The sequence below is a fragment of the Agromyces protaetiae genome (genome assembly GCF_030866785.1).
Classification (GTDB): Bacteria; Actinomycetota; Actinomycetes; order Actinomycetales; family Microbacteriaceae; genus Agromyces; species Agromyces silvae.
Genome location: NZ_CP133018.1, coordinates 484192 through 507086, shown reverse-complemented (window position 1 = coordinate 507086; position 22895 = coordinate 484192). Strand labels below are relative to the sequence as shown.

The following is a 22895-nucleotide window of genomic DNA, read 5'->3' as shown; positions in this document are numbered from 1 at the left end:
CGCGGCCACGCGCAAGCATTCTGGAGGCGCGTGTCGAATCCGCGGTTGCCCGTTCGCTGTCTGCATGGGACGGTCGGAAGGACCGCCGCCCGCGAGAAGGAGAGTCACACCGTGAAGTACGTACTCATGTTCACGTCCGATCCCGAGCTCGACGCAGTCGTCCCCGCCGAGCGGAGCGAAGCCGATATGCAGCGGATCTTCCAGTGGCACGAGGACAACGCCGCGCACATCGTCGACGGCGGCGCCGCGTTGCACGAGGCCTCGACGGCCACGACCGTGCGCGCCGGCGATCAGGGGCCGGTCGTGGTCGACGGCCCGTTCTCCGAGGCGAAGGAGGTCATCGGCGGATTCACGCTCATCGACGTCCCGGACCTCGATGCCGCGATCGCGCTCGCGCGCACCTGGCCGTCGCTGGAGCTCCCGGGCAACTCGGTCGAGATCCGGCCGATGTACGACGAGGCGGAGCTGTTCGGCCAGTGAGCCTCGGGCCGGATGCCACGCCGGAGCCGGCTTCCGGCGCGGCATCCGATCTCGTCCTCGCTCGCGTGGTGCGCGCGGAGGCGGGCCGCATCGTCACCGCGCTCGCGCGCTCGTTCGGCGATCTCGACCTCGCCGAGGACGCCGTCGCGGGCGCCGTCGCGGCGGCGCTCGGCGAGTGGCGCGTCCGCGGCGTCCCGCCGAACCCGGGGGCATGGCTCACCATGGCCGCGCGCCACGATGCCCTCGATCGGGTGCGGCGCGAGCGGCGGCTGCGCGAGAAGATCGCGCTGCTTCCGGATGCGTCGGAGCCGTCGGCGCCGATGGCACCGTCGGCACCGCAGCGAGCGCCGGCGGATGAACGGTTGCCGCTGCTCTTCGGGTGCTGTCATCCCGCGCTCGCGCCGGAGGCACAGCTGGCGCTGTCGCTCCGTGCGGTCCTGGGGCTCACGACGGCGCAGATCGCTCGGGCGACCCTGGAGCCGGTACCGACGGTCGCGCAGCGGATTTCCCGCGCGAAGCGCAAGATCGTGGCCTCCGGGATTCCGCTCCGGGTCCCCGCGGGCGACGAGCTCGCGCCTCGGCTCGATCGCGTCCTGGCGATGATCGCCGTCATGTACGACGCCGCGCACCTGCGGGCCGAGGCGGACGCCTCGGCAGACCGGGATCTCGCCGATGACGCGCTCTGGCTCGCCCGGGTCGTGGTCGACGAGCTCCCGCGGCAGGCCGAGGCGCATGGTCTGCTCGCGCTCCTGCGGTTCCATCGTGCACGCGAGGGGGCGCGCGCGGTCGGCGTCGAGTTCGTTCCGCTCCCGCAGCAGGACCGGAGCCGGTGGGACGAAGCCATGATCGCCGAGGCGCGAGTCGCGCTGGAGCACGCGGCCGCGCTGCGACGCCCCGGACGCTGGCAGCTCCAGGCCGCGATCGCGGCCTGCCATGCGGATGCCACATCTGCTGACGACACGGACTGGCCGCAGCTGCTCGTGCTCTACGACCTGCTGCTCATCTACGATCCGTCCCCGTTCGTCAAGCTCAACCGGGTGGTCGCCCTCGCGGAGGTCGCCGGCACACCGGCCGCCCTGCGGGCGCTCGACGAACTCGAGCCGCGACTCTCGGGATCCCATCTGTGGCACGCCGTGCGTGCGGAGCTGCTGCGCCGCGAGGGACACGCCGACGCCGCGCTCGAGGCGGACCACCGGGCCCGCGAGCTGACCGCGAACCACGCCGAGCGGCGGCTGCTCATGACCCGGATCGACGCCGCCTCACCGGGGAGGGGCTGAGCGCCGGCTCCGGCGCGGCCGGCGCGGCCGGCGCGGCCGGCGCGGCTGGGTCACCGAGACCGCCGGTGAGGGCGACCGTGGCTTCCGCGCAGGACGAGTTCGACCGGGATCCGCCGACGGCTCCCGGCGTCGAGGCCTCGGATGCGTCGGACGAGCATCTCGACGGCCGCGGCGGCCAGTGCGTCCAGGTCGCAGCGGACCGTGGTGAGCGACATCACGTCCCAGGCCGCCATCGTCACGTCGTCGAATCCGATGACCGAGACGCCCGAGTCGTTCAAGCTGTCGCCCGAGCAGATCGACGAGGTCGTCGCCTCGGTGCCGGCCAAGGCGATCGACGACATCGTGGCGGTGCAGGCCCAGGTCCGGGACTTCGCGGAACGGCAGCTCGCCTCGATGCGGGACTTCGAGGCCGAGACCGAACCGGGTGTGTTCCTCGGCCAGAAGCACATCCCGGTCGGAGCAACCGGTGCCTATGTGCCCGGTGGCCGGTACCCGCTGGTCGCGACCGCACACATGACGGTCGTCACCGCGAAGGTCGCCGGTGTGCCTCGAGTCACGGCCTGCACGCCACCGATCTCGGGCGAGGTTCCGGCCGCGACGGTCGCGGCACTGCACCTGGCCGGCGCCGACGACATCCTCCTGCTCGGCGGCACGCAGGCCGTTGCCGCGATGGCGATCGGCACCGAGACCGTCGGCAAGGTCGACCTGCTGGCGGGGCCCGGCAACGCGTTCGATGCCGAGGCGAAACGGCAGCTGTTCGGCGAAGTCGGCATCGACCTGTTCGCCGGCCCGACCGAGGTGCTGATCGTCGCCGACGAGTCGGCCGATCCGTTCATCGTCGCGGTCGATCTGCTCAGCCAAGCCGAGCACGGCCCGGACTCGCCGGTCGTGCTGATCACGACCTCCGCCGACCTCGGCCGCGAGGTGTCGGCACACGTCGACCGGCTGCTTCCCGGGATGCCGACGAAGGACTTCGCCGAGCCGGCCTGGCGCGACTACGGCGAGATCGTCGTCGTCGACGACCTCGACGAGGCCTGGGCGCTCACCGACGAGTACGCGTTCGAACACGTGCAGATCCTCACGTCGACGCCGCGAGCCGCGCTCGACCGGCTCCGCAACTACGGCGCACTGTTCCTCGGCGAGGGCACGTGCGTCTCATACGGCGACAAGGTCATCGGCACCAACCACACCCTGCCCACCCGGAAGGCGTCGCGGTACACCGGCGGCCTGTGGGCCGGCAAGTACCTGAAGACGGTGACCTACCAGGAGGTCCGCTCGCCCGCCGCGAGCGCCGAGCTCGGGCGACTGCTCGGCCGTGCGGCCCGCGTGGAATCCTTCGAGGGCTACGCCCGTGCGGGCGACGTGCGCGCCGCGAAGTACGCGGGCGACCCGCTTGCGTGGGCGCCGCCCGGCGCTCAGTCTCTGGCCGCCCGATGATGTGGGTCCACCCACGATCGCAGGGCGATCATCCCGCCGCCGATGAGCGTGAGCAGGACACCGACGCCGATGGGGCCGGTCAGGCCCGTCGGACTACCGGTTTCGGGGAGCACGGATCGGCCGGCTTCAACCGGGACGGCGGCTGAGGTGTGCTCGCCTGGTGTGGCGTGGCAGTCCGCTGCGGGGGTGGGTGCGGCTGGCGCAGGCCGTGGCGGGACCTGCGTCGGCGAAGTTGCACCCAAGCCGCCGCCGAGCGGCACGTTCCGGCTCACCCACGGACCGCCGAGGTCGCACCGGGCCGCGACCACCAACTGCGCCGCGGCCATCGGTCGGACCGTGTTGAGGAACTCAGTGAAGGGCAGCAGCGGGAGGGCGACGACGCCATCGTCGGGGACGGTCAAGGCGGGGAACACCGACACCGGCAGCGACGACGTCTCATCGTTACCGAGGGGGACCTCCAAGTAGCTCTCGACGGTCACTGCGCCGCCGGCAGGGCATCCTGAGATCAGGATCGAGCCCGCGCCGGAGGTCTCGAGGGTTCGCATGGTCAGTCCGGGCGGGAACTCGATGACAGCGGAGGGACTGCTGGGGATCTCCTCGGCCGCCGCGGAGCCCCCGGTCATCACCAGTGCCGAGAACACGGCGGCTGCAGTTGCACCGAGCACGAACCTCGACGTCGAGTTCGCGTGCCAGGCTCTGGTGCGCGGCGGGGAAGAGTGCATGCCGCGTCGATTCGTTCGGCCGGCGTCGACTCGGCGGAGATGTCGGTGCGGGGTACAACCCCCGCCGGGGTAGCGGGACGCGGCGACCTCGGCACGTACACGAACGTGAGCCTCGCGACCATCGACGAGCTTGGCCGCGCCGCCGTGAATGTCGCTGACACGGCGATCACCAGCTTCGTCCCACGCTGAATCGGTGCCGGCCTGGTCTGCGCCGGTGTCTCGAATCGACACTGAGCAGGAGCTGGTGAGCCGCCACAAGGCGCTCGCCGGCATCGAAGGCCTTACCCGCTTCCATGTAGTCCGCCAGCTTCGGAGTCATTGGGCCCGTGTAGTGCGACGCACTGACCTCGGCCACTACCGAGGATGCCCCACTCATTGACGCTTCGACAGCAAGCCGTCTGCCGGTTCGGCTAGGACGACATGCTCCCTGGGCACGTCTTCCCGCGACCCCCTGAAGCACTGAGGCAGGGACTCACCCAACCATGCAGAACGTCCTCAAGTTCTACGCCCGCGTCCTCGGCGAGCAATAGACGATCGAGGGGCTGCGCCGACTCCATGAATTGGCGACGGGACACCACAGACCCTCGCGGCATTCGATAGCAGCGATCACCCCACCTCAGTACGCACCAACCTATTATTGTTTAATATTTCAGTACTGGACTTCCTGTTCGTGATCGGGAAGGGTCATATCGCTGAGTGTCGCGCTCAGCGGAGAGGGTATCGAGAATGAACATGACCAGTGCGAAGCCGATCTCTCGGCGGAAACTGCGGCGCCTCGGCGTTCGCCTCACAACGATGCTGGGGGCTTTGCTCGCGTTGTCTGTCGCTCCTGCAATCCCGGCGGGGGCAGAGACGGAAGATGAGGCGACCGCGTATGCCGATGAACGGGTGGCCGTCGAGGAGTTTGGTGATCCTGCCGAACTGCGCGCGCTCTTGAACAAGAGCGGGGGTGTGACCACCCATCCTGATCCGGCTGATCCAGATCTGACGCTGACGACCTGGGCGGACGAAGGGCGCAGTCTTGTCTCGAGCGTGCCGATCGAGCGCGATGCCAATGGCGAAGCGATCTTGTCGGAGGATGCGTGGTATTGCGAGACACAGATCCCGGAGATGCGAGTCGTGAATGGTGGCCTGGAGTGGGGTGGTGGGGCGACCTGTGAGGGAGATCACACACCATCCTGGGTTGTCGTCACTTTCGAGGACACTTGCGCGGCTGATGCATGCTTCATCTGGGAGACGAAACGGGGTCCGTACAGGAGCCCCTCGCAACAGGACTTCAGCCGCGTGAAGATTCTGGCGTACACGTCGCCTTGCAGTTCGTCTGAGGAGCGCAAGATGCGGGTCTCAGTTCAATTGTTCGTGCGGGACGGTGTCCACGTCTCGACGCGATACCACCCGGACTACAAGCTGAAGTGCCACGTGAAGAAGTAACGACCGGATCGGCGTGCACTATTGTGCACGCCGATCCCCGGACCTGGGTGGTTTGACTCGCTCTCACCGGGATGATTCGATCATCCGCCGGAGCAAGTAATCCAGGCTTTGGTGACCACCGAACACATGCTGAACGAGTGCAACGTCAACATGTGCCTCGTTCGCCACGCTTTCGACACTGCTGCCGCTCGCGCTGAGCTCGAGAAGTGCTGCGTCGAGGTCGGAGCCGAGCCGAGCCGCGTTCAGCAGGTGCTCCTGGAGCGAGCTGCCGATCTCGAATACCCGACGAGCAACGTCAGGATCGGGTGCGTTGACCGATGCCTCGGTGGATGAGATGGCCGAGCGGAACATGTGTCGTCCGGTTTCGTCGCTCATCGTGCCAATATACTCGTGATCTGATCGAACGTCAGGGTGCCGCGTGCAGCGGCCACTTCTCCACGTCGGGGCCGACCCTCGGTTCCACGCCTCGATGAACAGTGAGGTTCCGGGACCGCGATCCGAGTCATCGTGCGCCGGCGACAACCTGTTCGATCAGCGCGAGCGCAGCGATGCTGTCGGCCGGATCGACCGGCACCGGCCGGCCCTCCGTGATCGCCGCGGCGAGGGCGCGGTAGTACGCGGGATAGTCGCCGGCGGCCAACGGGATCCGACGGGCGCCGCTCGGACCTTCGAGCTCGGCTGCTCGACCGTCGGCGTGCCGACCGTAGCCCGGGTCCCCGGGCCGAACGCCGTCGATGAGCTGCGGCTCCTGCGGATCGAGCCCGTGGAAGGTCAGCACGCCGTGCTCGCCGACCACCCGGAAGCGAGGTCGTGATGCGGGCGCCACGGCGCTCATCCACAGTCGCGCCCGCACCCCGGACCCGTGTCGCATCGAGATGAACGCCTCGTCGTCGGCGGCACCGCCCGCGCGCCGGACGTCGAGCTCGGCGTGCAGGTCGGCGACCGGGCCGAAGAGCTGCACAGCCTGGTCGATGAGGTGCGGGGCGAGGTCGTAGGCGATGCCGCCGCCCGCGGCATGCGGGGCGGTGTCCTTCCACCGCTCGCCGAGTTCAGGCGCGAACCACTCGAACGCGGACTCGAACTGCCGCACCTCGCCCAGTTCGCCCGACGCGAGCACGTCCCGGAGCGTGAGGAAGTCGCCGTCCCACCGGCGGTTCTGAAACACGGAGAACACCACACCACGGGCCCATGCGCGCTCGACGACCGCCTCGGCCTCGGCGACGGTGACGGCGACGGGTTTGTCGACGACGACGTGCTTGCCTGCGTCGATGGCGCGGAGCGCGAGCGGCGCGTGGGTCTCGTTCGGGCTGCCGATGACGACGAGGTCGAACTCGTCGGCGCGGGCAAAGAGCGCGTCGGCGCCACCGACCACGGTCGCGCCCGGATACGCGACCGCCGCAGCTGCGGCGCGTTCGGGCGAGCCGGTGACGACCGTCGCGAGCTCGTACGCCGGATCGGCGGCGATGAGTGGCGCGTGGAAGACACGGCCTGCGGTGCCGTACCCGACGATCGCGGTGCGGATGGCCATTCGGGGTCCTTTCAGCGGGTCGGCGAGACGCCGAATGCGGGTCAGCGCGGGCCGAGATCGGCGGGCAGGTGCGCGACGGCGCGGTCGATCGCGTCGAAGAGGGCATCCGGGATGTCCCGCTCGACGAGCGCGACGCTCTGCGCGATGCGCTCGGGCCGGGAGACCCCGACGATCGTCGTCCCGATCCGCGGGTCGCGCGCCGAGAACTGCACGGCGGCCGCCGCGAGCGGAACGTCGGCCTCGGCGCAGAGCCGCTCGATCTCGCGGATCGCGTCGAGCAACACGGCGGGCGCCTCCCGGTAGCCGTACCGCGTGCGGCCGTCACTGCCGGCGGCGAGGATACCCCCACCGAACACCGCGGCGTTGACAACGCCCATGTCGCGTTCGGTCGCGGCGTCGATGAGGCGGTCTGCGGTGCGGTTCACGAGCGTCCAGCGGTTGTGGGTCAGGAGCACGTCGAACACGCCGGTCTCCACGTACTCGAGAATCGTGGCGGTGTCTCCGCCTGCCACGCCGATCGCGCCCGCGACGCCGGCGTCCTTGAGCTCGCGGATGACGTCGACGGGGCCGCCCGGCTCAGTCGCCTGCGAGAACGTCGTGTTCTCAGGGTCGTGCAGATACAGGAGCGGCACCCGGTCGACACCGAGCCGTTCGAGGCTCCCGGCGATCGCACGGCGCATCTCCTCGCCCGAGAAGTCGCCGGTGTCGAGATCCCGTGTGATCTTGGTCGCGAGCACGAAGTCCTCGGGGACGCCGCCGACGCGGCGGATCGCCTCGCCGATCCGCCGCTCGGATTCGCCCCGGCTGTAGGCGCACGAGGTGTCGATCGCCCGGATCGGGCCTGTCAGCGTCGCCTGGGCCGTGGCGATACCCGCCTCGGCCTCGACCTCGTACCCGAAGTTGCCGGGCATCGAGCCCAGGGGCGCGCCGCCCACCGTCAGCGGGGTGATCTCGATCCCGCTCCGCCCGAGCCGGTTCATGGTCCACTGCATGTCAGTCCTCCGGAAGGTTCCAGTCGAAGAAGTCCTCGGCGCCCGGCTCGAGGTGCCTCGCTGCCGCGACGCGGTCCCACTCGAAGCCGAGCCCCGGCCGGTCGCCGACACGCACGAACCCGTCGACGACGATCGGTGAGTCGAAGCCGTCGAGGATGTCGTACCACCACGGGTCCTGCGCGAGCGGGTACTCGAACGCGATGAGATTGTCCGGGAGCGTCGCCGACACCTGGATGAGCGCGGCGAGTCCCAAGAGACCGCTACTGACCCCGTGCGGTGCCATGCCGACGCCGTAGAGGTCGGCGAACTCGGCGATCCACTTCAGCTCGGCGAGCCCGCCGACGTCTCCGGGATCGGGCCCGATCACCCGGACGGCACGCTGCTCGATGAGCTCGCGGAAGTTCTGACGCAGGTAGAGCTGCTCGCCCGTGTGGGTCGGCACGGCGACCGAGGAGGTGAGCTCGCGATAGCCGGCGACGTCGTTCCACGGCACGAAGTCGCCCGTGAGCACGTCCTCCGCCCAGGCGATGTCGAACGGCTCGAGCGCCCGCAGCACCGTGATGGCGTCGGAGACGACCCAGCCCGGCCCCATGTCGAGCGCGAGTCGGCGCGTGGGACCGATCGCGTCTTTCATCGCGGCCACGCAGTCGACGATGTGGCTCACGGCGCTCGGCGTGATGAAGCCGCGGTTCGGGTGCAGCGGACCCTCACGCAGGTCGCCGTAGAGGAAGTCGGGCGTGTTCGGCGCCATGAACCCGTGCAGTCCCACGCCCTCCTTGAGGATCGAGAACCCCTCCGGCGACGCCGCCATGTACGCCATCGATGCGGCGTAGTCCTCCGGCGTATGCGTTCCCAGATCGGTTCGGATGCCGCCGTTGTACACGCGGATCCGATCGCGCACCTTGCCGCCGAGCAGCCGGTGGACGGGGACGTCGAGCGCACGGCCGGCGATGTCCCAGAGCGCGATCTCGATCGCCGAGACGATCGCACCCCAGGGCTTGGACGCGCCCATCCGACGGATGCGCAGCATGCAGCGTTCGACCTCGGTGGGGTCGGCGCCGAGCAACAAACGGCGATACACGGGCAGCGTGTCGGCGACGTACGGCTTCGAGTACTCGATCTCGGCGAACCCGTCGATGCCTTCGTCGGTGAGGACCCGGATGATCGGGCTGCGGCCGATGCGGGCGCAGCGGATGTCGACGATCCTCATCCTTTGACCGCTCCCCCGGTGAGCCCGCCGACGAAGTAGCGCTGCATCGCGACGAACGCGATGACGATGGGCACCGTGAGCACGACCGATGCGGCCATCGTGGCGCCCCAGTCCACGCTGAACTCATTCGAGAACTCGGTGAGCGCCACGGGCGCGGTCCTGGAGGCGGCCGAGCTCGTGAGCACGGACGCGAAGAGGAACTCGTGCCACGACTGCAGGAAGGCGAACATGCCGGCCGCAGCGAGGCCTGGGGCGCAAATGGGCAGCGTCACGTAGGTGACCGCGTCGAAGCGCGATCCCCCGTCGATCATCGCCGCTTCCTCGAGCTCGACTGGGATGGCCGCGACCTGGTTGCGCACCATCCACGTCACTAGCGGGACCGTGATCGCGAGGTGCGCAAACGCGACGCCGATCGTCGAGTCGAGCAGGTTCGCCGAGGAGATGATCTGGAACAGCGGGAGCAGCACGACGGTGAGCGGCACGACCTGCCCGAGCAGGATGAACAGGGCGAGCGGGCGCGCGGACCGGAAGCGGAACCGCGCGAGCGCGTAGCCGGCGCTGAAGCAGAACACGAGCGTCGCGACGGCAACGAGGACGCCGACGACGATCGAGTTCCACAGGGCCTGGGGCATCGTGCTCGCCGTGAAGACCGAGACGTAGTTGTCGAGCGTCCACGTCTCGGGCAGGAGCCGCGCAGGCACCGAGAAGATGTCCCCGCGCGCCTTGAACGACGTGAAGACCATGACCACGACGGGCGCGAGGCTCCAGACGAGGATGAGCGCCAGCAGCGCCCAGATGCCGATGCCGATGAGCGTCCGGCCGATGCGGGGGGTCACGACTGTTCCTCCAGGTCGGTGCGCATGGTGCGGGCGAAGAGCACCGCGAATCCGGCGCCGATGAGCAGCTGCACCATCGCCACGGCGAAGACGAGCGCTTGATCGCCGTTCTGGAATGCCTGGTAGAGCAGGATCGGCAGGATCGTCGAGGCGCCTGCCGGGCCGCCCGAGGTCGTGACCCAGATGATCGTGAACGAGTTGAGCGCCCAGATCGCGAGGGTGAGCACGCAGATGCCGGTCGTCGTCCGGATCGCCGGGAGCACGATGTGCCAGAGGATCACCCGCGCGTTGGCGCCGTCGAGCCGGGCCGCCTCGTAGCGTTCTTCCGGGATGCCGGCGAGCGCCGCCGACACCATGAGCATCACGAACGGGGCGGTCACCCAGATCTGGATCATCGCGACCGCGATGAGGACGATGTCGGGGTTGGACAGCCACCGGACGGGGGCGTCGAGGATGCCGAGATCGAGCAGGGTCTGGTTCAGGATCCCGTAGTCGGTCGAGAGTGTCCACCGCCACACGGTCGCGGCGACGACGCCGGGGATGATCCACGGCACCATGACGAGCGCCCGCCAGACGCCCACGAGCCGGAGCCGTGGCGACTGCAGGACCAGTGCACCGAGGTACCCGATGACGATTCCGCCCAGGACCGACCCCAGGGTCCAGATTGCGGTGTTGAGCATGATCGGCCAGATGTTCGGCAGATCGAAGAGGCGCACGAGCCCCTCGCCGCCGTCGCCGATCACCCGGACGATCGTCGACACGATCGGCACGAGCATCAGCACGGCCGTCAACACGGCGGCCGGGATCATGAGGGCCACGGGGTGGCCTGCCCGTCGCCGGCGAGGGGCAGGCCGGACCGGCCTGGGGGCGGTGATCGTCATCGGGTCCTCGTTCAGCCTGCGAGCGCGTCGTCCGCGAGCTGCTGGATGGCCGCGGCGGCACCCTCGGCGGTCTCACGGCCGAGGGCGACCTGCTGGATCTGGTCGTGCACGGACTGGAGGATCGCGGTCCAGCGCGGGTCGTTCGGAGCCGGGACGGAGTGCTCGGCGAGCTGTTCGGCGTAGGCCGCACGCTCCGGGGTCGTGAACTTCGGGTCCTCGGACGCGCTGATCCGGGCGGGGAAGGTCATGGTGAGCGCGGCCATGTTCTCAGGCTGGCCGAGGAAGGCGACGAGCTCCTTCGCGGCATCCTGCTGCGTGGATGCCTCGGGCACGATGTACGCCCAGCCGACGCCCTGCGCGGTGCCGGGGCCGTCGGGACCGGGCAGCAGCGCGCTCGCGACCGGAGCGCCCTGTGCGATCGCCTCGTCGACGTCGAAGACGCCTGCCGGGTACATGGCGATCCGGCCCTGCAGGAACAGTTCGCGGATGCCGGTGTTGTCGAGCTCGAACGAGCTCGGGCTCGCCCAGCCCTCCTGGATCGCGGTGCCGATGAGCTCGATCGCGGCGGCACTCGACGCCTCGGTCAACTGCGGCGTCCCGTTCTCGATCGACGCGCCATCGGACACGGCGAAGTCGAGGTAGCGCAGGATGAGGTCCATCGCGTCGCCCTGCATCGGCCATGCGGTGCCGACCACGTCGCCCTGGGTGAGCGTGCGCGCATCCTCCACGAACTCGTCCCAGGTCGCCGGGGGCGCGTCGATGCCGGCGGCTTCGAAGAGCTCCGGGTTGTAGATGAGCGCGTTCGTGGCCCACCGGTACGGCACGGCGTACGTGCCGCCGTCGAAGGTGAGCGATTCCACCAGCCCCGGTGCGAAGTCGCTGGTCGGCATGTCGCCGCCGTAGAGATCGCTCAGGTCGGCGAGCTGTCCCGCGTCCGCGTAGCCGCGAATGCGGCCGATCGACTCGGTGATCACGTCGGGCGTCGTGCCGGAGTCGAGCGCGACCGACACGCGGTTCGCAATGGTGTCGCCGGTGGTGGTGACCATCTCGACGTCGATGCCGGGGTGCTCCGACTCGAACTGTTCGACGATGGTCTCCGCCGCGGCGGCATCCCAGTCGGGGACCCACCAGGTCACGGTGTCCTGGTCGGAGGACGATCCTGCGGCGTTGATGGCGACGGTGGCGCCGATCGCGACAACCGCCGCGGCGGCGACGCCCAGGAGGATTGCGGTGCGAGGTCTCACGGCCATGCTCTGCTCCATTGCTCGAGGTGCGCACAGGCGCGTGCGCTGGAGCTAGTGTGCAACCTGTAATTACAGGATGTCAAATCGGGGCGTCATGTGCGTTTCGAACTTCGATGTCGAGCCGACTGCGATCACCCCGGTGCCACCCCGCGAAGCGCTCGATGGCACGCCCGTCGGCGTCGAATGAGAGGCTCCGCATGATCAGCATGGCCGCGCCGACCGCGACACCGAGCGCGTTCGCCACCGCTTCGCTCGCGACATCCGCCTCGACCGAACGCTTCGCATGATCGAAGCGCACGCCGTACTCGCGTTCGAGGATGCCGAACAGCGACACGTCCTCGAGCGGAATGTCGAGCAACGGACGGCCGATGTCCAGCGGGAGCTGGGTGCGCGTGTAGGCCCAAGGGGACCCGTCGACTTCGCGGAGCCGCTCGATCTCGACGACCTCCACGCCCTCGTCGATGCCGAGATCGCGCGCAACCTGCGGCGAGGCCGAGACCAGGCCGCGCCGCAACAGGCTCGAGTGCTGCTCCCCCGCATTGCTCTGGATGTCTTCGAACGTGCCGACGAGCGCGCCGCCGATACCGCGTGAGCTGTGCGGATCGCCGACGAACGTGCCGCGACCCTTCTCGCGCCGCACGAACCCCTCGCGCTCGAGCTCGAGCAGGGCCTGCCGCACGACCGTGCGCGAGACATCGTAGTGCTCGCACATCTCCATCTCACCTGGCAGTCGATCACCGGGCTCGAGCGCGCGGCGCGCGATGTCCGCGACGATCGCATCCTTGAGTTGCAGATAGAACGGGATCGGCGAGCGTCGATCGACGCCGTTCACGAGGCCCCACCGATCGCGTCATGGATCGCCGCCATCGCGAGGTCATGGTCGGCGCGCATCGTCTCGGTCAGCCCGGACACGACGACCACGCCCACGAGACTGCCCGCGAGGAAGAGCGGCACCGCACCGCCCGCGACCGCGTACTCGTGCGGGTCGAGCCAATCCGGCACCCGGCCGGCGACCCGCTGACGGAGGACGAGCTCGAGGCTGGGCACCTCGTGGAGCACCGCGCTGTTGACCTTCCGGCGCAACCAGTCGTCGTGCTCGGCCGTCGTACCCTCGAACGCCGCGTGGAACACCCGCTGCGCACCGCGCATCACCCCGATGGCGACGGGAAGCCCGTCCCGCTCCGCCCGGGTCGCCGCAGTCATGCCGATGCGGCGAGCGATCGCGTGATCGAAGCGCGGCACCTGCAGCACCGGCGCCTCTGATCGGACCTCAGCGAGCAGGGCCTCATCATTGTGTTCCATTGGGCAACTGTACCGCTCACAATCATCCTGTCATGACATCTTTGTGTGCGATAGGTGGCATCCCAACACCACCGGCACGGCGACAGCGCGAACCCACAAAAAAATCCCGAGCCGCGACACCGTTTGTCAACGATGTCGCGACTCAGGACATGAGCGGAGACGAGGGGATTTGAACCCCTGGTCCCCTTACGGGGACTCCACCTTAGCAGGGTGGTGCACTCGACCGGACTATGCGACGTCTCCTCGCGTGCGCTCGCGCACACGCGACTGCCATCATAACCCGGACCCGCCGGGAATGACGATTCGAGCTACTGGTCGCCGAGCGTGCGGCCCGACGAACAGCGCGTCTCGGCCGCGGTCTGCCCCGCGACCGTGCTGGGCAGCGCCTCGGTCGGCGTCGGCGCGGGCGCCTCGGGGTCGGCGGGCGCCTCACCCTCGACCGGGGCCTCACCCTCGACCGGCGCCTCGCCCTCGACGGGTGCCTCACCCTCGACGGGCGCCTCGGGCGGGACCGCGTTCGGGTCGGCCGCCGACCCGAAGTCGTTGTTCTGGGCGTTCGGGTCGAACGTCACCGGCAGGTCCTGCTGCAGTGCCGTGTTCACCAGCTCGGCCGCCGCGGTGGGAGCCACGGCACCACCACCGTCGACGTACGCGGTCGGGTACTGGATGAACGCGATCTTCTCGAGGTCGGTGTCTTTCAGCGCCTTCGCGATCGAGATCATCTTCGTCGGGTCGACGAGGCTGCTCGAGAGCTGCATGTTGGCGAGCGCGGCCTTCGCAATCGAGTACAGCTTGACCGGATCGTTGAGCGTGCCGTCGGACTGGAGCTTCCGCGCGAGCGACGACAGGAACACCTGCTGGTTCGAGATGCGCCCGAGGTCGGATCCGTCACCGACGCCGTGCCGCGTGCGCAGGAACTGCAGCGCGTCGATGCCGGCGAGCGTGTGCGTGCCCGGGTCGAGGAAGATGCCCGTGTACTCGTCTTCGATGGGCTCCGCGACGCAGACGTCCACGCCGCCGACCGCCTCGGAGAGCCCCGCGACACCGAGGAACTGCACGATGCCCGCGAACGGGATCGTCACGCCGGTGAGGTTCTCGACGGTCTTCGCGACGCAGTCCATGCCTCCGTACGACAACACCGTGTTGATCTTCACGTCGTACTGCTCGTAGAGCGTCTCGCCGGGGTTCTCGGGGTCGTTGCACGCGGGCACGTCCACGAGCATGTCGCGCGGGAAGCTGATGACCTCGGCGTGCGAGTGGTCTTCGGCGATGTGCATGAGCATCGTCACGTCGTTCAGCACGGCGGTCTCTTCGTCGGGGTCGCCGAACCCGGTGCCCTGACCGGCGCGACTGTCGCTGCCGATGAGCAGCAGGTTCACTCCGCCTTCGATCGCGCCGACGTCGGGCACGCCCTCGAGCACCTTCTCGCTGTCGAGCTTGACGGTCGGCTGCACCGTGTTGGCCAGGTCCCACGCGGCGTACGCCGCGACCGCGGTGCCCGAGACGAGCACGACGGCGACGGTGGATGCCACGACCTTCGCGATGGACTTCCAGACATTGTGTGCGCGAAGGCGCCCGTGGCGCGCCACGGACGGAGTCTTCGCGGCGCGGCGGGAGGTGGGACGCGGGACCTGGGGGTTCACCGGGCTCCTCTCGGACGGTCGGCGGGACGGAACTGGACAGGCTCTATTGTGCGGAGGGCGTGGGATTCGAACCCACGAGGCATTGCTGCCCACTGGTTTTCAAGACCAGCTCCATCGGCCGCTCGGACAGCCCTCCCGACCCCGCAATCCGGGCGCCGCGCAGTGACACGACGCTCGCCTTCGCGCGGAGATGGGCCGATTCTAGCGGACGCACATCCTCTATAGCCTCGCAGCCGCGCCTGAAAAGGTGCTGAGGCTCCGCTCGGATGCCTCGACGGCCCGCCGGGCCGACCTGTCTCATTACGTCGTGTGTTGCTGTACTGATATGTCACAATTGGGCATCTCTTCGTTCGAACACAGGAGTTCGCGGTGGCTGTAGTGCGTGATGGTTCGGTGCACACCTGGCGGGGTGCCGCGCTCGGCGGGGCACTGTGTGCCGCCCTCCTGCTCGGTGGCGTCTCGCCGTCGTGGGCGGCTGATGAGGGCTCGGGTGCCGGCGGTGGTTCGCCCGTGCTGGGCGCATTGCCACTCGGCGCCGGCGTGCAGGGCACGCTTGACGAGCGCGCGGGGTCGTTCTCGTTCGAGGTGCCCCTGGGCGGGCTGAGCCTGGCGTGGGATTCGCGAGGGCGTGACGAGGGCCGGTTCGGGTTCGGGCCGCGCTGGTCCGTGGGCGGGGTCGCGTACGTGGACACTCAGGGCGGGGTTCGGGTGATTCCGTCCCGCGGGGTGCAGGGCGTGTTCGAGGCCGACGCGACGGCACCGTCCGGGCTCGCCAGCTACATCGGCGACGACGTGCGCTTCGCGCAGACGCCGGGCGTGTTGCCGCCACGGGCCGACGGCGTGCTGGGCGAGCGCGAGTACGCGTTCGTGCTGCGAGAGCTCGGCGGCATGGTGTCGTACTTCGACGCCGCGGGCGACCCCGTCGCGAAGCTGGACGCGCATGGCAACCGGGTCGACTGGCGGTGGGGGCCCGGTCACCGGCTGAAGGGCGTCGTGACCGAGCACGGGGTCGTCACCGAACTTGACTGGTCGGACCCGGCCAGGGTCGAGGTGCGGTCGCGCGCGGGTGCGGGCGACGCCCGCCCGGTCGGCACGGTCGAGTTGGACGGCGGCCAGGTCGCCGAGGTGACGGATGCCTCGGGCGCGCGCACGACCGTGACCTACGCCCCGTCCGGGCTGGTGGAACAGGTCGGCACCGCGAGCGGAGCGGTCACGAGACTCACCTGGCAGCAGCTCCCGGACGGCACATCCGCGGTGCAACGGGTCGCGGTCACCGATCCAGCGACCGGCGAGGTGATCGTCGAGCGTCACTGGGAGGCCGTCGCGGCGCTGGCCTCGGGCTGGCCCGCAGCCACCGACGCGGCGACACAGGCGACCAGCGGGGTCGAGTTCCGGACCGCGGTCACCGACGGGGTGAACCGGGTCACGACGACGTACGACGGCGCCCAGGCCATGACGCGTCGCGACACGTCGGAGAGCTCGCCGTCGGGTGAGCGGGTGCTCCAGCGGCAGCACTTCGCGTATCCCGACCGCGACGCCGGCGCACCGGGGCGGGTGGACCGGCCGAGCGGCATCGACCTGACCCTGTTCAACGTCACCGGCACGGCGAAGACCGTGTCCGAGGGTTTCGTGTTCGATGCGTACGGCCGGGTCGCCGAGCACACCGCAGCGGATGGCACGGTCACGAGGACCGAGTACGACGCCGAGGTCCCGGCCGACCTGCCGGAAGACCAGCGGGTGCCCATCGGATTGCCGGTGCTCGAACGCACCGCGGCACCTGACGGGTCGGTCACGGAGACCAGGTACACGCTCAACGAGGCCCGCACTGCGGTCACCGTCGCCGAGACCTACGCGGGCCGACGCACCGACGCCCAGCTCACGCGGACGGGGCGGACGGAGTTCGTGGTCGACCCCGACGGGTTCGTCAGCACCGAGCGGGTGTACCCGCAGGGCGGTGAGGGCAAGCCGCTGGTCACCGAGCACACCGAGTCGATCGATCTGGCGGCCGGCACGCGGACCACGACCGAGACGGTCGCGGCGCACACCGACCTCGCGGGCATCACCACGACCGTCACCGACCTGATCCACGGCCGGCAGCTCGCCGCCACCGACGTGCTGGGCCGGACCGCGACGGCGACGTACGATCCGGCCGGCCGGCCGATCACCACGACCATTTCGCCCATCGATGACGACCCCGGTGCGACGACCGACCGTTTGGTCGCGTCCCGGAGCTTCGACGAGCGAGGCGCCAGCATCGAGAAGACCCTGACCGCGGCGGGCGAGTCCCGGACGGGTGGGCGGTGGGTGTATGACCTGCTGGGTCGGGAGCAGACCGTGACCGATCAGGCGGGCGGGGTGACCCTCGCTGCCGACGGCACCCGGAGCGGCTACAACGCGCTGAATCAACCCGTCCGCGAAACCACCCCGACCGGTGCCACGACCCGCACCGGGTACTGGGCCACCGGCGACCGCGCCACCCTCACCACCCGCGAGCAGACGACCGGGTTCTACTGGGACGACGGCACTCTCCTGAACGACACCCACACCACCGCCGACACGACGCAGACCGCGAGCTACCTCACCGGCCTCACCCGCGAATCCCGCACCCTCACCGACGACACCGTCTACGCCATCCACGACCGGCACGGCAACACCACCGAACTCACCGACCCCACCGGCACCCCCACCGCCCGCTACGCCTACACCGACTACGGCACCACGACCACGACCACCACAGCCACGACCCACACCCCCGACGAGGCATCCAGATACCCGTTCCTCTACGCCGGCGAGTACACCAACCCGTCCGGCACCCAACACCTCGCCGTCCGCACCTACACCCCCGACCGGTTCGCGTTCACCACCCTCGACACTCTGCCGCTACAGAACCGGTACGGCTACGCCAACGCCAACCCCATCACCAACATCGACCCCACCGGCCACTTCTCGGTCGCGGACGTGATCAACGGCGTCGTCATCGCCGCGGGCGTCCTGTTCACAGTCGTCACCGCGTGGGCGACCTTCGGCGCGACCCTCGCCGCCCTCTCCCCCGCTGCAGCGATCGCCGTCGCCGCCTCGGCCGGCGCCTCCGTCACGGTCAGCTCGCTCGCCGGCGTCGCCGGCTCCACGCTCGCGGTCCTCGGCTATGTCAACGACAACCATGTCCAGTTCCTCGACGAAGGAACGCGCGAGCGCTTCACCTACTCGGAGTACGCCCTCATGGGCGTAGGCGTGCTGGCGACCGGCCTCACCGTCGCCGCCCTCAAGGTCGCACCGAAAATGGGCGCAGCCACCGCTCAGCAGACCGAACCGGTCATTCAGCTCGTGACCGAGAACACGACCCCGCTCGACAAGGCGCTGAAAACGTTCAAACCGCGCGCGTACCTCTCACAGCGAACGAGCGCGACTGACTTCGGGCGACGCACCGAGGTCTATGAGGTTTTCCAGCGCACCGCTACCCAGGAGGTCAGCACCGCCCTCGACTGGGAGCTCAATGTCAGCGGTATCGGACTCGCGAGCGTCTCGAAGGACTACGAGCTCGCCGTCACCCGACTGAACACCACGAGTCTCGCCGGCGAGCAGCTCTTGGACTTCCTGAAGGAGCACCGCACCCTGATCGAGTACGCTGAGAAGACGTTCGCGAAGGTCCGTGGAGCCGTCCTTCCCGCCTTCAAGGGGACTGACGACGAACGGGCGGCATTCAACTTGATCATGCCCGCACTCGAGGAGACCCCCGAGTTCGCCGCGATCGCGCTGCTGCTCGGGACATGACCCCCTTCACGGCAGCGTGCGCAGCACCTCCGCGAGCCCGGCCTCGGCGATGCTCCCGGTCACCTCGGTCGCCGCCGCCTTCACCTCGTCGGGCGCCTGCCCCATCGCCACGGCGCGGCCGCCCGCCCCGGCCCAGGTGAACATCTCGATGTCGTTCCGCCCGTCGCCCACCGCGATCACCCGGTCGATCGGCACGTCGAGCCAGCCGCGCACGCGCTCCAGCGCGGTCGCCTTGTTCACGCCGTCGGGCGCGATGTCCATCCATGCGGTCCAGCCGATGGCGTAGCTCACGTGATGCAGGCCCATGCGGTCGACGAGCGCGAGGAACTCCTCGACCTCGTGTTCGAGGCTCGTGACCACCACACGCGTGGCGCGTTGGTCGAGCAGTTCTTCGAAGACCACCTCGCGCGCATTCGCGAGGTTCCAGTCGCTCATGCCCTCGGTGTACAAGCGGAACCCGTCGGGCAGCTCGACCATGAACTTGCCGGCCGGGAGGAACCCGCGGATGCGTTCGAGGACCGGGGTCGGGTCGAACGTCTCGACGTGCACACGCGCGTAGCCGCTCGGCTCGGTGTCGTCGCGGCCCATGGTGATCGCGCCGTTCGCGCACACCACGTACTCGGGATCGAGCCCGAGATGCGCGAGCACGGGCGCGGTCGTCGCCCACGACCGCCCGGTGGCGAGCGTCACGAGGTGGCCGCGATCGCGCGCGGATGCCACGGCGTCGACCACGGCCGCATCGATGGTCTCGTCCTCGTGCATGACGGTGCCGTCGACGTCGAGCGCGACGAGCCACGGGTCGGCTCTCGGCACACGCGCGCGCTCGTCGGGCGCGATTCGACCGGCGGGGAACTCGCTCATGCGACCGGCTCGAGCACCTCGAGGCCGCCGAGGTAGGGGCGGAGCGCCTCGGGCACCACGACCGATCCGTCCTCCTGCTGGTGCGTCTCGAGGATCGCGACGATCCAGCGCGTCGTCGCGAGCGTGCCGTTCAGCGTCGCGACGGGCTGCGTCTTGCCGCCCTCGACGCGGTGCCGGATGTCGAGCCGGCGCGCCTGGAACGTCGTGCAGTTCGACGTCGACGTGAGCTCCCGGTACGCCTGCTGGGTCGGCACCCACGCCTCGACGTCGTACTTGCGGGCCGCGCTCGACCCGAGGTCGCCCGCGGCGGTGTCGATCACGCGGTAGGCGAGCCCGAGGGACTGCAGCATGCCCTCCTGCCAGCCGAGCATGCGCTCGTGCTCGGCCTCGGCGTCGGCCGGGTCGATGTAGCTGAACATCTCGAGCTTGTTGAACTGGTGCACGCGGATGATGCCGCGCGTGTCCTTGCCGTGGCTGCCCGCCTCGCGGCGGTAGCAGGTCGACCAGCCCGCGTAGCGCAGCGGCCCCTTCGATACGTCGAGGATCTCGTCGGCATGGTAGCCGGCGAGCGCGACCTCGCTCGTGCCCGTCAGGTACAGCTCGTCGTCGGGCAGGTAGTAGATCTCTTCGGAGTGGGCGCCGAGGAATCCGGTGCCCTGCATGATCTCGGGCCGTACCAGCGTGGGCGTGATGAGCGGCGTGAAGCCCTGGGCGAGCGCGCGGTCGAGCGCGAGGTTCATGAGCGCGAGCTCGAGCCGCGCCCCGACGCCCTTCAGGTAGTGGAAGCGCGCGCCCGACACCTTCGCGCCGCGCGACATGTCGATGGCGTCGAGCCGCTCGCCGATCTCGAGGTGATCGCGCGGCTCGAACCCGAACGCGGGGATCTCGCCGACCTCGCGCAGCACGATGTAGTCGTCTTCACCGCCCGCAGGCACCCCGTCGATGACGATGTTGCCGAGCCGCTGCACCGCCTCGGTGAACGCGGTCTCGGCGTCGTTCGCGCGCTGGTTCGCGGCCTTCACGGATGCGGCGAGGGTCTGCGCCTGCGCGACGAGCGCGGCCTTCTGGTCTTTCGGCGCCGTGGCGACCTGCTTGCCGAACGCGTTCTGCTCGGCCCGGAGCGACTCGAACTCGGTGATGGCGGCCCGCCGCGAGGCATCCGCCTCGACCGCCTCGTCGACGAGCGCGGTGGACTCGCCGCGCAGCTCTTGTGAATGCTTGACCAGGTCGGGGTTCTCGCGGAGCAGCACGGGGTCGATCACGCGAGCCAGTCTAGCCGCGGCTCCGCAAGGCCCCGTCGGGCGGGCCGGGATGCCGTACCGTTGCGATCGTGGGCGACCAGGAGCGTGAAGTGACGGATGCCACGACCGCCGAGGCGGCCGTGACGGATCAGCCGCGCGCGGCGATCATCGCGAACCCCAGCAAGGAGGGCATCGACGAGCTCCGCGCCGCGGTCTCGCAGGCCGAGGAACGTCAGCACTATGGGCCGAGCCTGTGGCTCGAGACCACGGTCGACGACCCGGGCACCGGCCAGGCGCGAGAAGCCGTCGAGGCGGGCGTCGACCTCGTGGTCGCAGCTGGCGGCGATGGCACGATCCGGTCGGTCGCCGCCGGCCTGAAGGGCACGGGCGTGCCGATGGGCCTCGTCCCGCTCGGCACCGGCAACCTGTTCGCGCGCAACCTCGACATCCCGGTGAATGATCAGGACGACGCGATCACGCTCGCGTTCGCGGGCGTGGATCGTGAGGTCGACGTGCTCGTGGCCGACATCCGTCGCCCCGACGGCAGCCAGGAATCGCATACCTCGCTCGTCATGGCGGGCATCGGCATCGATGCCACGATGATCGCGAACACCAACCCCGACCTGAAGAAGCGGGTCGGCTGGCTCGCGTATGTCGACGCGGGCATCCGCTCGCTCCCGGCCTCGATCCCGTTCCGGGCGACCTGGCGCGTGGACTCGGGCCGGCTGCACCGGCCCAAGGCCAGCAGCCTGCTGGTCGCGAATCTCGGGTATCTGCCCGGCAACATCGAGCTCATCCCCGACGCCGAACTGGACGACGGTCAGCTCGACGTGATCGTGCTGCAGCCCCGCAACGCGCTCGGCTGGCTGTTCGTGTGGCGCAAGATCATGGTCGACAACCGCGTGCTCCGAAAGTCGGCGATGGGTCGTCAGATCATCGACCTCACCGGTGGCAACCGGCGCCGCGAGGTCGTCTACGGTCGTGGCCGGCATGTCGCGATCCGGATCGAGGGCGAGCCGCAGGAGTTGGAGATCGACGGCGACGAGTTCGGGTCACTCGTCGCGGCGGACTTCCACATCGAGCCGCACGCGCTCATCGTCCGTGCGCCGCTCTGACACCTGGGCGGGCGCCGCGGCGCGCACCTCGCGCTCGACCCATCGCACGCTGACCGCGCGTGCGCCGATCACGACGAGCGCGAACGCCGAGGCCGCGGCGAGCGTCGCGAACGCGGGAAGTCCCAGACCGTAGCTGATCTGCAGCAGCGCGAACGCCATCAGGGCTGCGTCGCCGGGCTCGCGACCCGACCACAGCACCGCGCTCGCGTTGCCCGCCTGCCACACCGCCACAGTGCCCACGACACCCGCCACGGCGAAGACGGCGAGCGCGAACGTCGCGATGCGCCCCGTGTTCATCGCGCTCGGTCCCGGTGCGCGCCGCGCGCACCTATGAGCGCCCAGGCGAGGAGCGCGCCGACCATGCCGAGCACGCCGGCCTGCACGATGGCCGGGGTCAGCGACGTCAGGATCTGGTCGACGGTGGTGTCCCGCGCTCCGGCGCCGCTCTCGAACGGGTTCTGCCGCGAGACGACGCTCCAGTAGAGCGCGGTGCCGACGATCGTGAACGCCGCGCCGGCACCGAACACGAGCCAGAGCCAGCGCGCGACGATCGCGTGCGCCCAAGGCGCGGCGGGTGTGACGGGTGCGACCGGGTCGGCCAGGTCCGCGGCGGCACCCGGCGCCGCCGCATCCGGGGCGGAGCCGGCCGGGCGGGGCTCGGCGGGCGCGCGGGTCACTCGCTCGTCCGTCGGCGCGGGTTCGGTCCGGGCTCCACGAGCGGCCTCGGGATCCGGCGCGACGGGCTGCACTGCGACGGGCTGCGCAGCGACGGGCTGCGTCGCCGACGAGGCATCCGTCGTCGACGAGACATCCGTCGCCGTTGCCCCGACCTGCTCGTCTGATGGCGGGGTGTACCCGCGCTGGTAGCGGATGTCGTACCGTGGGTCGAACGTCGAGGGGCCCTGACTCACGACTCCTCCTTCT

22 protein-coding genes and 2 tRNA genes are annotated in these 22895 nt (G+C 69.7%); 6 read left to right on the top strand and 18 right to left on the bottom strand.

What is annotated here, in order from left to right; all coding sequences use genetic code 11:
- Positions 1–111: 111 nt before the first annotated feature.
- Complete coding sequence (locus tag QU602_RS02345; RefSeq protein ID WP_308798550.1) at positions 112–480, top strand: YciI family protein; 369 nt, start codon at positions 112–114, stop codon at positions 478–480.
- Positions 477–1757, top strand: a complete 1281-nt coding sequence (locus QU602_RS02340; RefSeq protein WP_308798549.1) for an RNA polymerase sigma factor — start codon at positions 477–479, stop codon at positions 1755–1757. Before QU602_RS02345 ends, QU602_RS02340 begins: the two co-directional genes overlap by 4 nt.
- Before the next feature lie 50 nt (positions 1758–1807).
- Here QU602_RS02340 and QU602_RS02335 read toward each other — a convergent pair whose 3' ends face one another.
- Positions 1808–1972 (bottom strand): substrate-binding domain-containing protein, encoded by a 165-nt coding sequence (locus QU602_RS02335; RefSeq protein ID WP_308798547.1) that lies wholly within the window; start codon positions 1970–1972, stop codon positions 1808–1810.
- Between QU602_RS02335 and hisD the strand changes: the two genes are divergently transcribed.
- A complete protein-coding gene (hisD, locus tag QU602_RS02330) occupies positions 1962–3194 on the top strand; it encodes a histidinol dehydrogenase (protein WP_308798545.1) in 1233 nt (410 codons plus the stop codon). The two genes, QU602_RS02335 and hisD, sit on opposite strands and share 11 nt — an antisense overlap.
- Here hisD and QU602_RS02325 read toward each other — a convergent pair.
- Positions 3173–3916, bottom strand: a complete 744-nt coding sequence (locus QU602_RS02325; RefSeq protein WP_308798544.1) for a hypothetical protein — start codon at positions 3914–3916, stop codon at positions 3173–3175. The genes hisD and QU602_RS02325 overlap by 22 nt on opposite strands.
- Before the next feature lie 732 nt (positions 3917–4648).
- Between QU602_RS02325 and QU602_RS02320 the strand changes: the two genes are divergently transcribed.
- Positions 4649–5347, top strand: a complete 699-nt coding sequence (locus QU602_RS02320) for a hypothetical protein (protein ID WP_308798543.1) — start codon at positions 4649–4651, stop codon at positions 5345–5347.
- Between the two features lie 63 nt (positions 5348–5410).
- On the opposite strand, the gene QU602_RS02315 is transcribed toward QU602_RS02320, so the two are convergent.
- The 12 genes from QU602_RS02315 to QU602_RS02260 form a co-directional block, all read right to left on the bottom strand.
- Positions 5411–5722 (bottom strand): hypothetical protein, encoded by a 312-nt coding sequence (locus tag QU602_RS02315; RefSeq protein ID WP_308798542.1) that lies wholly within the window; start codon positions 5720–5722, stop codon positions 5411–5413.
- 127 nt (positions 5723–5849) lie between these two features.
- Entirely contained in the window at positions 5850–6875 is a 1026-nt protein-coding gene (locus tag QU602_RS02310; protein ID WP_308798541.1) for a Gfo/Idh/MocA family protein, read from the bottom strand.
- 41 nt (positions 6876–6916) lie between these two features.
- Positions 6917–7867 carry an aldo/keto reductase gene (locus QU602_RS02305; protein WP_308798540.1) on the bottom strand — a complete coding sequence of 317 codons (951 nt, stop codon included), beginning with the start codon at positions 7865–7867 and terminating at the stop codon, positions 6917–6919.
- 1 nt (position 7868) lies between these two features.
- Positions 7869–9077 carry a mandelate racemase/muconate lactonizing enzyme family protein gene (locus QU602_RS02300; RefSeq protein ID WP_308798539.1) on the bottom strand — a complete coding sequence of 403 codons (1209 nt, stop codon included), beginning with the start codon at positions 9075–9077 and terminating at the stop codon, positions 7869–7871.
- On the bottom strand, positions 9074–9913 hold the full coding sequence (locus QU602_RS02295; RefSeq protein WP_308798538.1) for a carbohydrate ABC transporter permease: 840 nt from the start codon (positions 9911–9913) through the stop codon (positions 9074–9076). Before QU602_RS02295 ends, QU602_RS02300 begins: the two co-directional genes overlap by 4 nt.
- Positions 9910–10794, bottom strand: a complete 885-nt coding sequence (locus QU602_RS02290) for a carbohydrate ABC transporter permease (protein WP_308798537.1) — start codon at positions 10792–10794, stop codon at positions 9910–9912. The genes QU602_RS02295 and QU602_RS02290 overlap by 4 nt, the downstream gene beginning before the upstream one ends.
- An 11-nt stretch (positions 10795–10805) precedes the next feature.
- The gene (locus tag QU602_RS02285) at positions 10806–12044 is read right to left on the bottom strand and encodes an ABC transporter substrate-binding protein (RefSeq protein ID WP_308798536.1); all 1239 of its coding nucleotides are present in this window, start codon (positions 12042–12044) and stop codon (positions 10806–10808) included.
- A 73-nt stretch (positions 12045–12117) separates the two neighbouring features.
- Positions 12118–12870: a GntR family transcriptional regulator gene (locus tag QU602_RS02280; protein ID WP_308798534.1), complete on the bottom strand. Its 753-nt coding sequence runs from the start codon at positions 12868–12870 to the stop codon at positions 12118–12120.
- The gene (locus QU602_RS02275; RefSeq protein WP_308798533.1) at positions 12867–13340 is read right to left on the bottom strand and encodes a heme-binding protein; all 474 of its coding nucleotides are present in this window, start codon (positions 13338–13340) and stop codon (positions 12867–12869) included. The genes QU602_RS02280 and QU602_RS02275 overlap by 4 nt, the downstream gene beginning before the upstream one ends.
- 154 nt (positions 13341–13494) lie before the next feature.
- Positions 13495–13583: transfer RNA gene (locus tag QU602_RS02270), tRNA-Ser, on the bottom strand.
- Between the two features lie 65 nt (positions 13584–13648).
- Positions 13649–14929, bottom strand: coding sequence for an LCP family protein (locus QU602_RS02265; RefSeq protein ID WP_308798532.1), 1281 nt, complete (start codon positions 14927–14929; stop codon positions 13649–13651).
- Positions 14930–15034: 105 nt separating this feature from the next.
- Positions 15035–15119, bottom strand: a tRNA-Ser gene (locus QU602_RS02260).
- A gap of 233 nt (positions 15120–15352) precedes the next feature.
- Between QU602_RS02260 and QU602_RS02255 the strand changes: the two genes are divergently transcribed.
- Entirely contained in the window at positions 15353–18754 is a 3402-nt protein-coding gene (locus QU602_RS02255; RefSeq protein ID WP_308798530.1) for an RHS repeat domain-containing protein, read from the top strand.
- A 6-nt stretch (positions 18755–18760) separates the two neighbouring features.
- Here the strand turns inward: QU602_RS02255 and QU602_RS02250 are convergent, their stop codons facing one another.
- Positions 18761–19615, bottom strand: coding sequence for an HAD family hydrolase (locus QU602_RS02250; RefSeq protein WP_308798529.1), 855 nt, complete (start codon positions 19613–19615; stop codon positions 18761–18763).
- Positions 19612–20877: a serine--tRNA ligase gene (serS, locus tag QU602_RS02245; RefSeq protein ID WP_308798528.1), complete on the bottom strand. Its 1266-nt coding sequence runs from the start codon at positions 20875–20877 to the stop codon at positions 19612–19614. Before serS ends, QU602_RS02250 begins: the two co-directional genes overlap by 4 nt.
- 68 nt (positions 20878–20945) lie before the next feature.
- Here serS and QU602_RS02240 point away from each other — a divergent pair, with 68 nt between their 5' ends.
- The gene (locus tag QU602_RS02240) at positions 20946–21971 is read left to right on the top strand and encodes a diacylglycerol/lipid kinase family protein (RefSeq protein ID WP_308798527.1); all 1026 of its coding nucleotides are present in this window, start codon (positions 20946–20948) and stop codon (positions 21969–21971) included.
- On the opposite strand, the gene QU602_RS02235 is transcribed toward QU602_RS02240, so the two are convergent.
- Positions 21909–22268, bottom strand: a complete 360-nt coding sequence (locus QU602_RS02235; protein WP_308798526.1) for a hypothetical protein — start codon at positions 22266–22268, stop codon at positions 21909–21911. The two genes, QU602_RS02240 and QU602_RS02235, sit on opposite strands and share 63 nt — an antisense overlap.
- Complete coding sequence (locus QU602_RS02230) at positions 22265–22882, bottom strand: hypothetical protein (RefSeq protein ID WP_308798525.1); 618 nt, start codon at positions 22880–22882, stop codon at positions 22265–22267. Before QU602_RS02230 ends, QU602_RS02235 begins: the two co-directional genes overlap by 4 nt.
- Positions 22883–22895 lie beyond the last annotated feature (13 nt).

Excerpts from the sequence above, each read along its gene's own strand:
- QU602_RS02315 (WP_308798542.1), bottom strand. The coding sequence starts at position 5,722 with ATGAGCGACGAAACCGGACGACACATGTTCCGCTCGGCCATCTCATCC.
- QU602_RS02335 (WP_308798547.1), bottom strand. The coding sequence starts at position 1,972 with ATGTCGCTCACCACGGTCCGCTGCGACCTGGACGCACTGGCCGCCGCG.
- QU602_RS02325 (WP_308798544.1), bottom strand. The coding sequence starts at position 3,916 with ATGCACTCTTCCCCGCCGCGCACCAGAGCCTGGCACGCGAACTCGACG.
- QU602_RS02300 (WP_308798539.1), bottom strand. The coding sequence starts at position 9,077 with ATGAGGATCGTCGACATCCGCTGCGCCCGCATCGGCCGCAGCCCGATC.
- QU602_RS02320 (WP_308798543.1), top strand. The coding sequence starts at position 4,649 with ATGACCAGTGCGAAGCCGATCTCTCGGCGGAAACTGCGGCGCCTCGGC.
- QU602_RS02250 (WP_308798529.1), bottom strand. The coding sequence starts at position 19,615 with ATGAGCGAGTTCCCCGCCGGTCGAATCGCGCCCGACGAGCGCGCGCGT.
- QU602_RS02275 (WP_308798533.1), bottom strand. The coding sequence starts at position 13,340 with ATGGAACACAATGATGAGGCCCTGCTCGCTGAGGTCCGATCAGAGGCG.
- QU602_RS02285 (WP_308798536.1), bottom strand. The coding sequence starts at position 12,044 with ATGGCCGTGAGACCTCGCACCGCAATCCTCCTGGGCGTCGCCGCCGCG.
- QU602_RS02310 (WP_308798541.1), bottom strand. The coding sequence starts at position 6,875 with ATGGCCATCCGCACCGCGATCGTCGGGTACGGCACCGCAGGCCGTGTC.
- QU602_RS02305 (WP_308798540.1), bottom strand. The coding sequence starts at position 7,867 with ATGCAGTGGACCATGAACCGGCTCGGGCGGAGCGGGATCGAGATCACC.
- QU602_RS02235 (WP_308798526.1), bottom strand. The coding sequence starts at position 22,268 with ATGAACACGGGGCGCATCGCGACGTTCGCGCTCGCCGTCTTCGCCGTG.
- QU602_RS02290 (WP_308798537.1), bottom strand. The coding sequence starts at position 10,794 with ATGACGATCACCGCCCCCAGGCCGGTCCGGCCTGCCCCTCGCCGGCGA.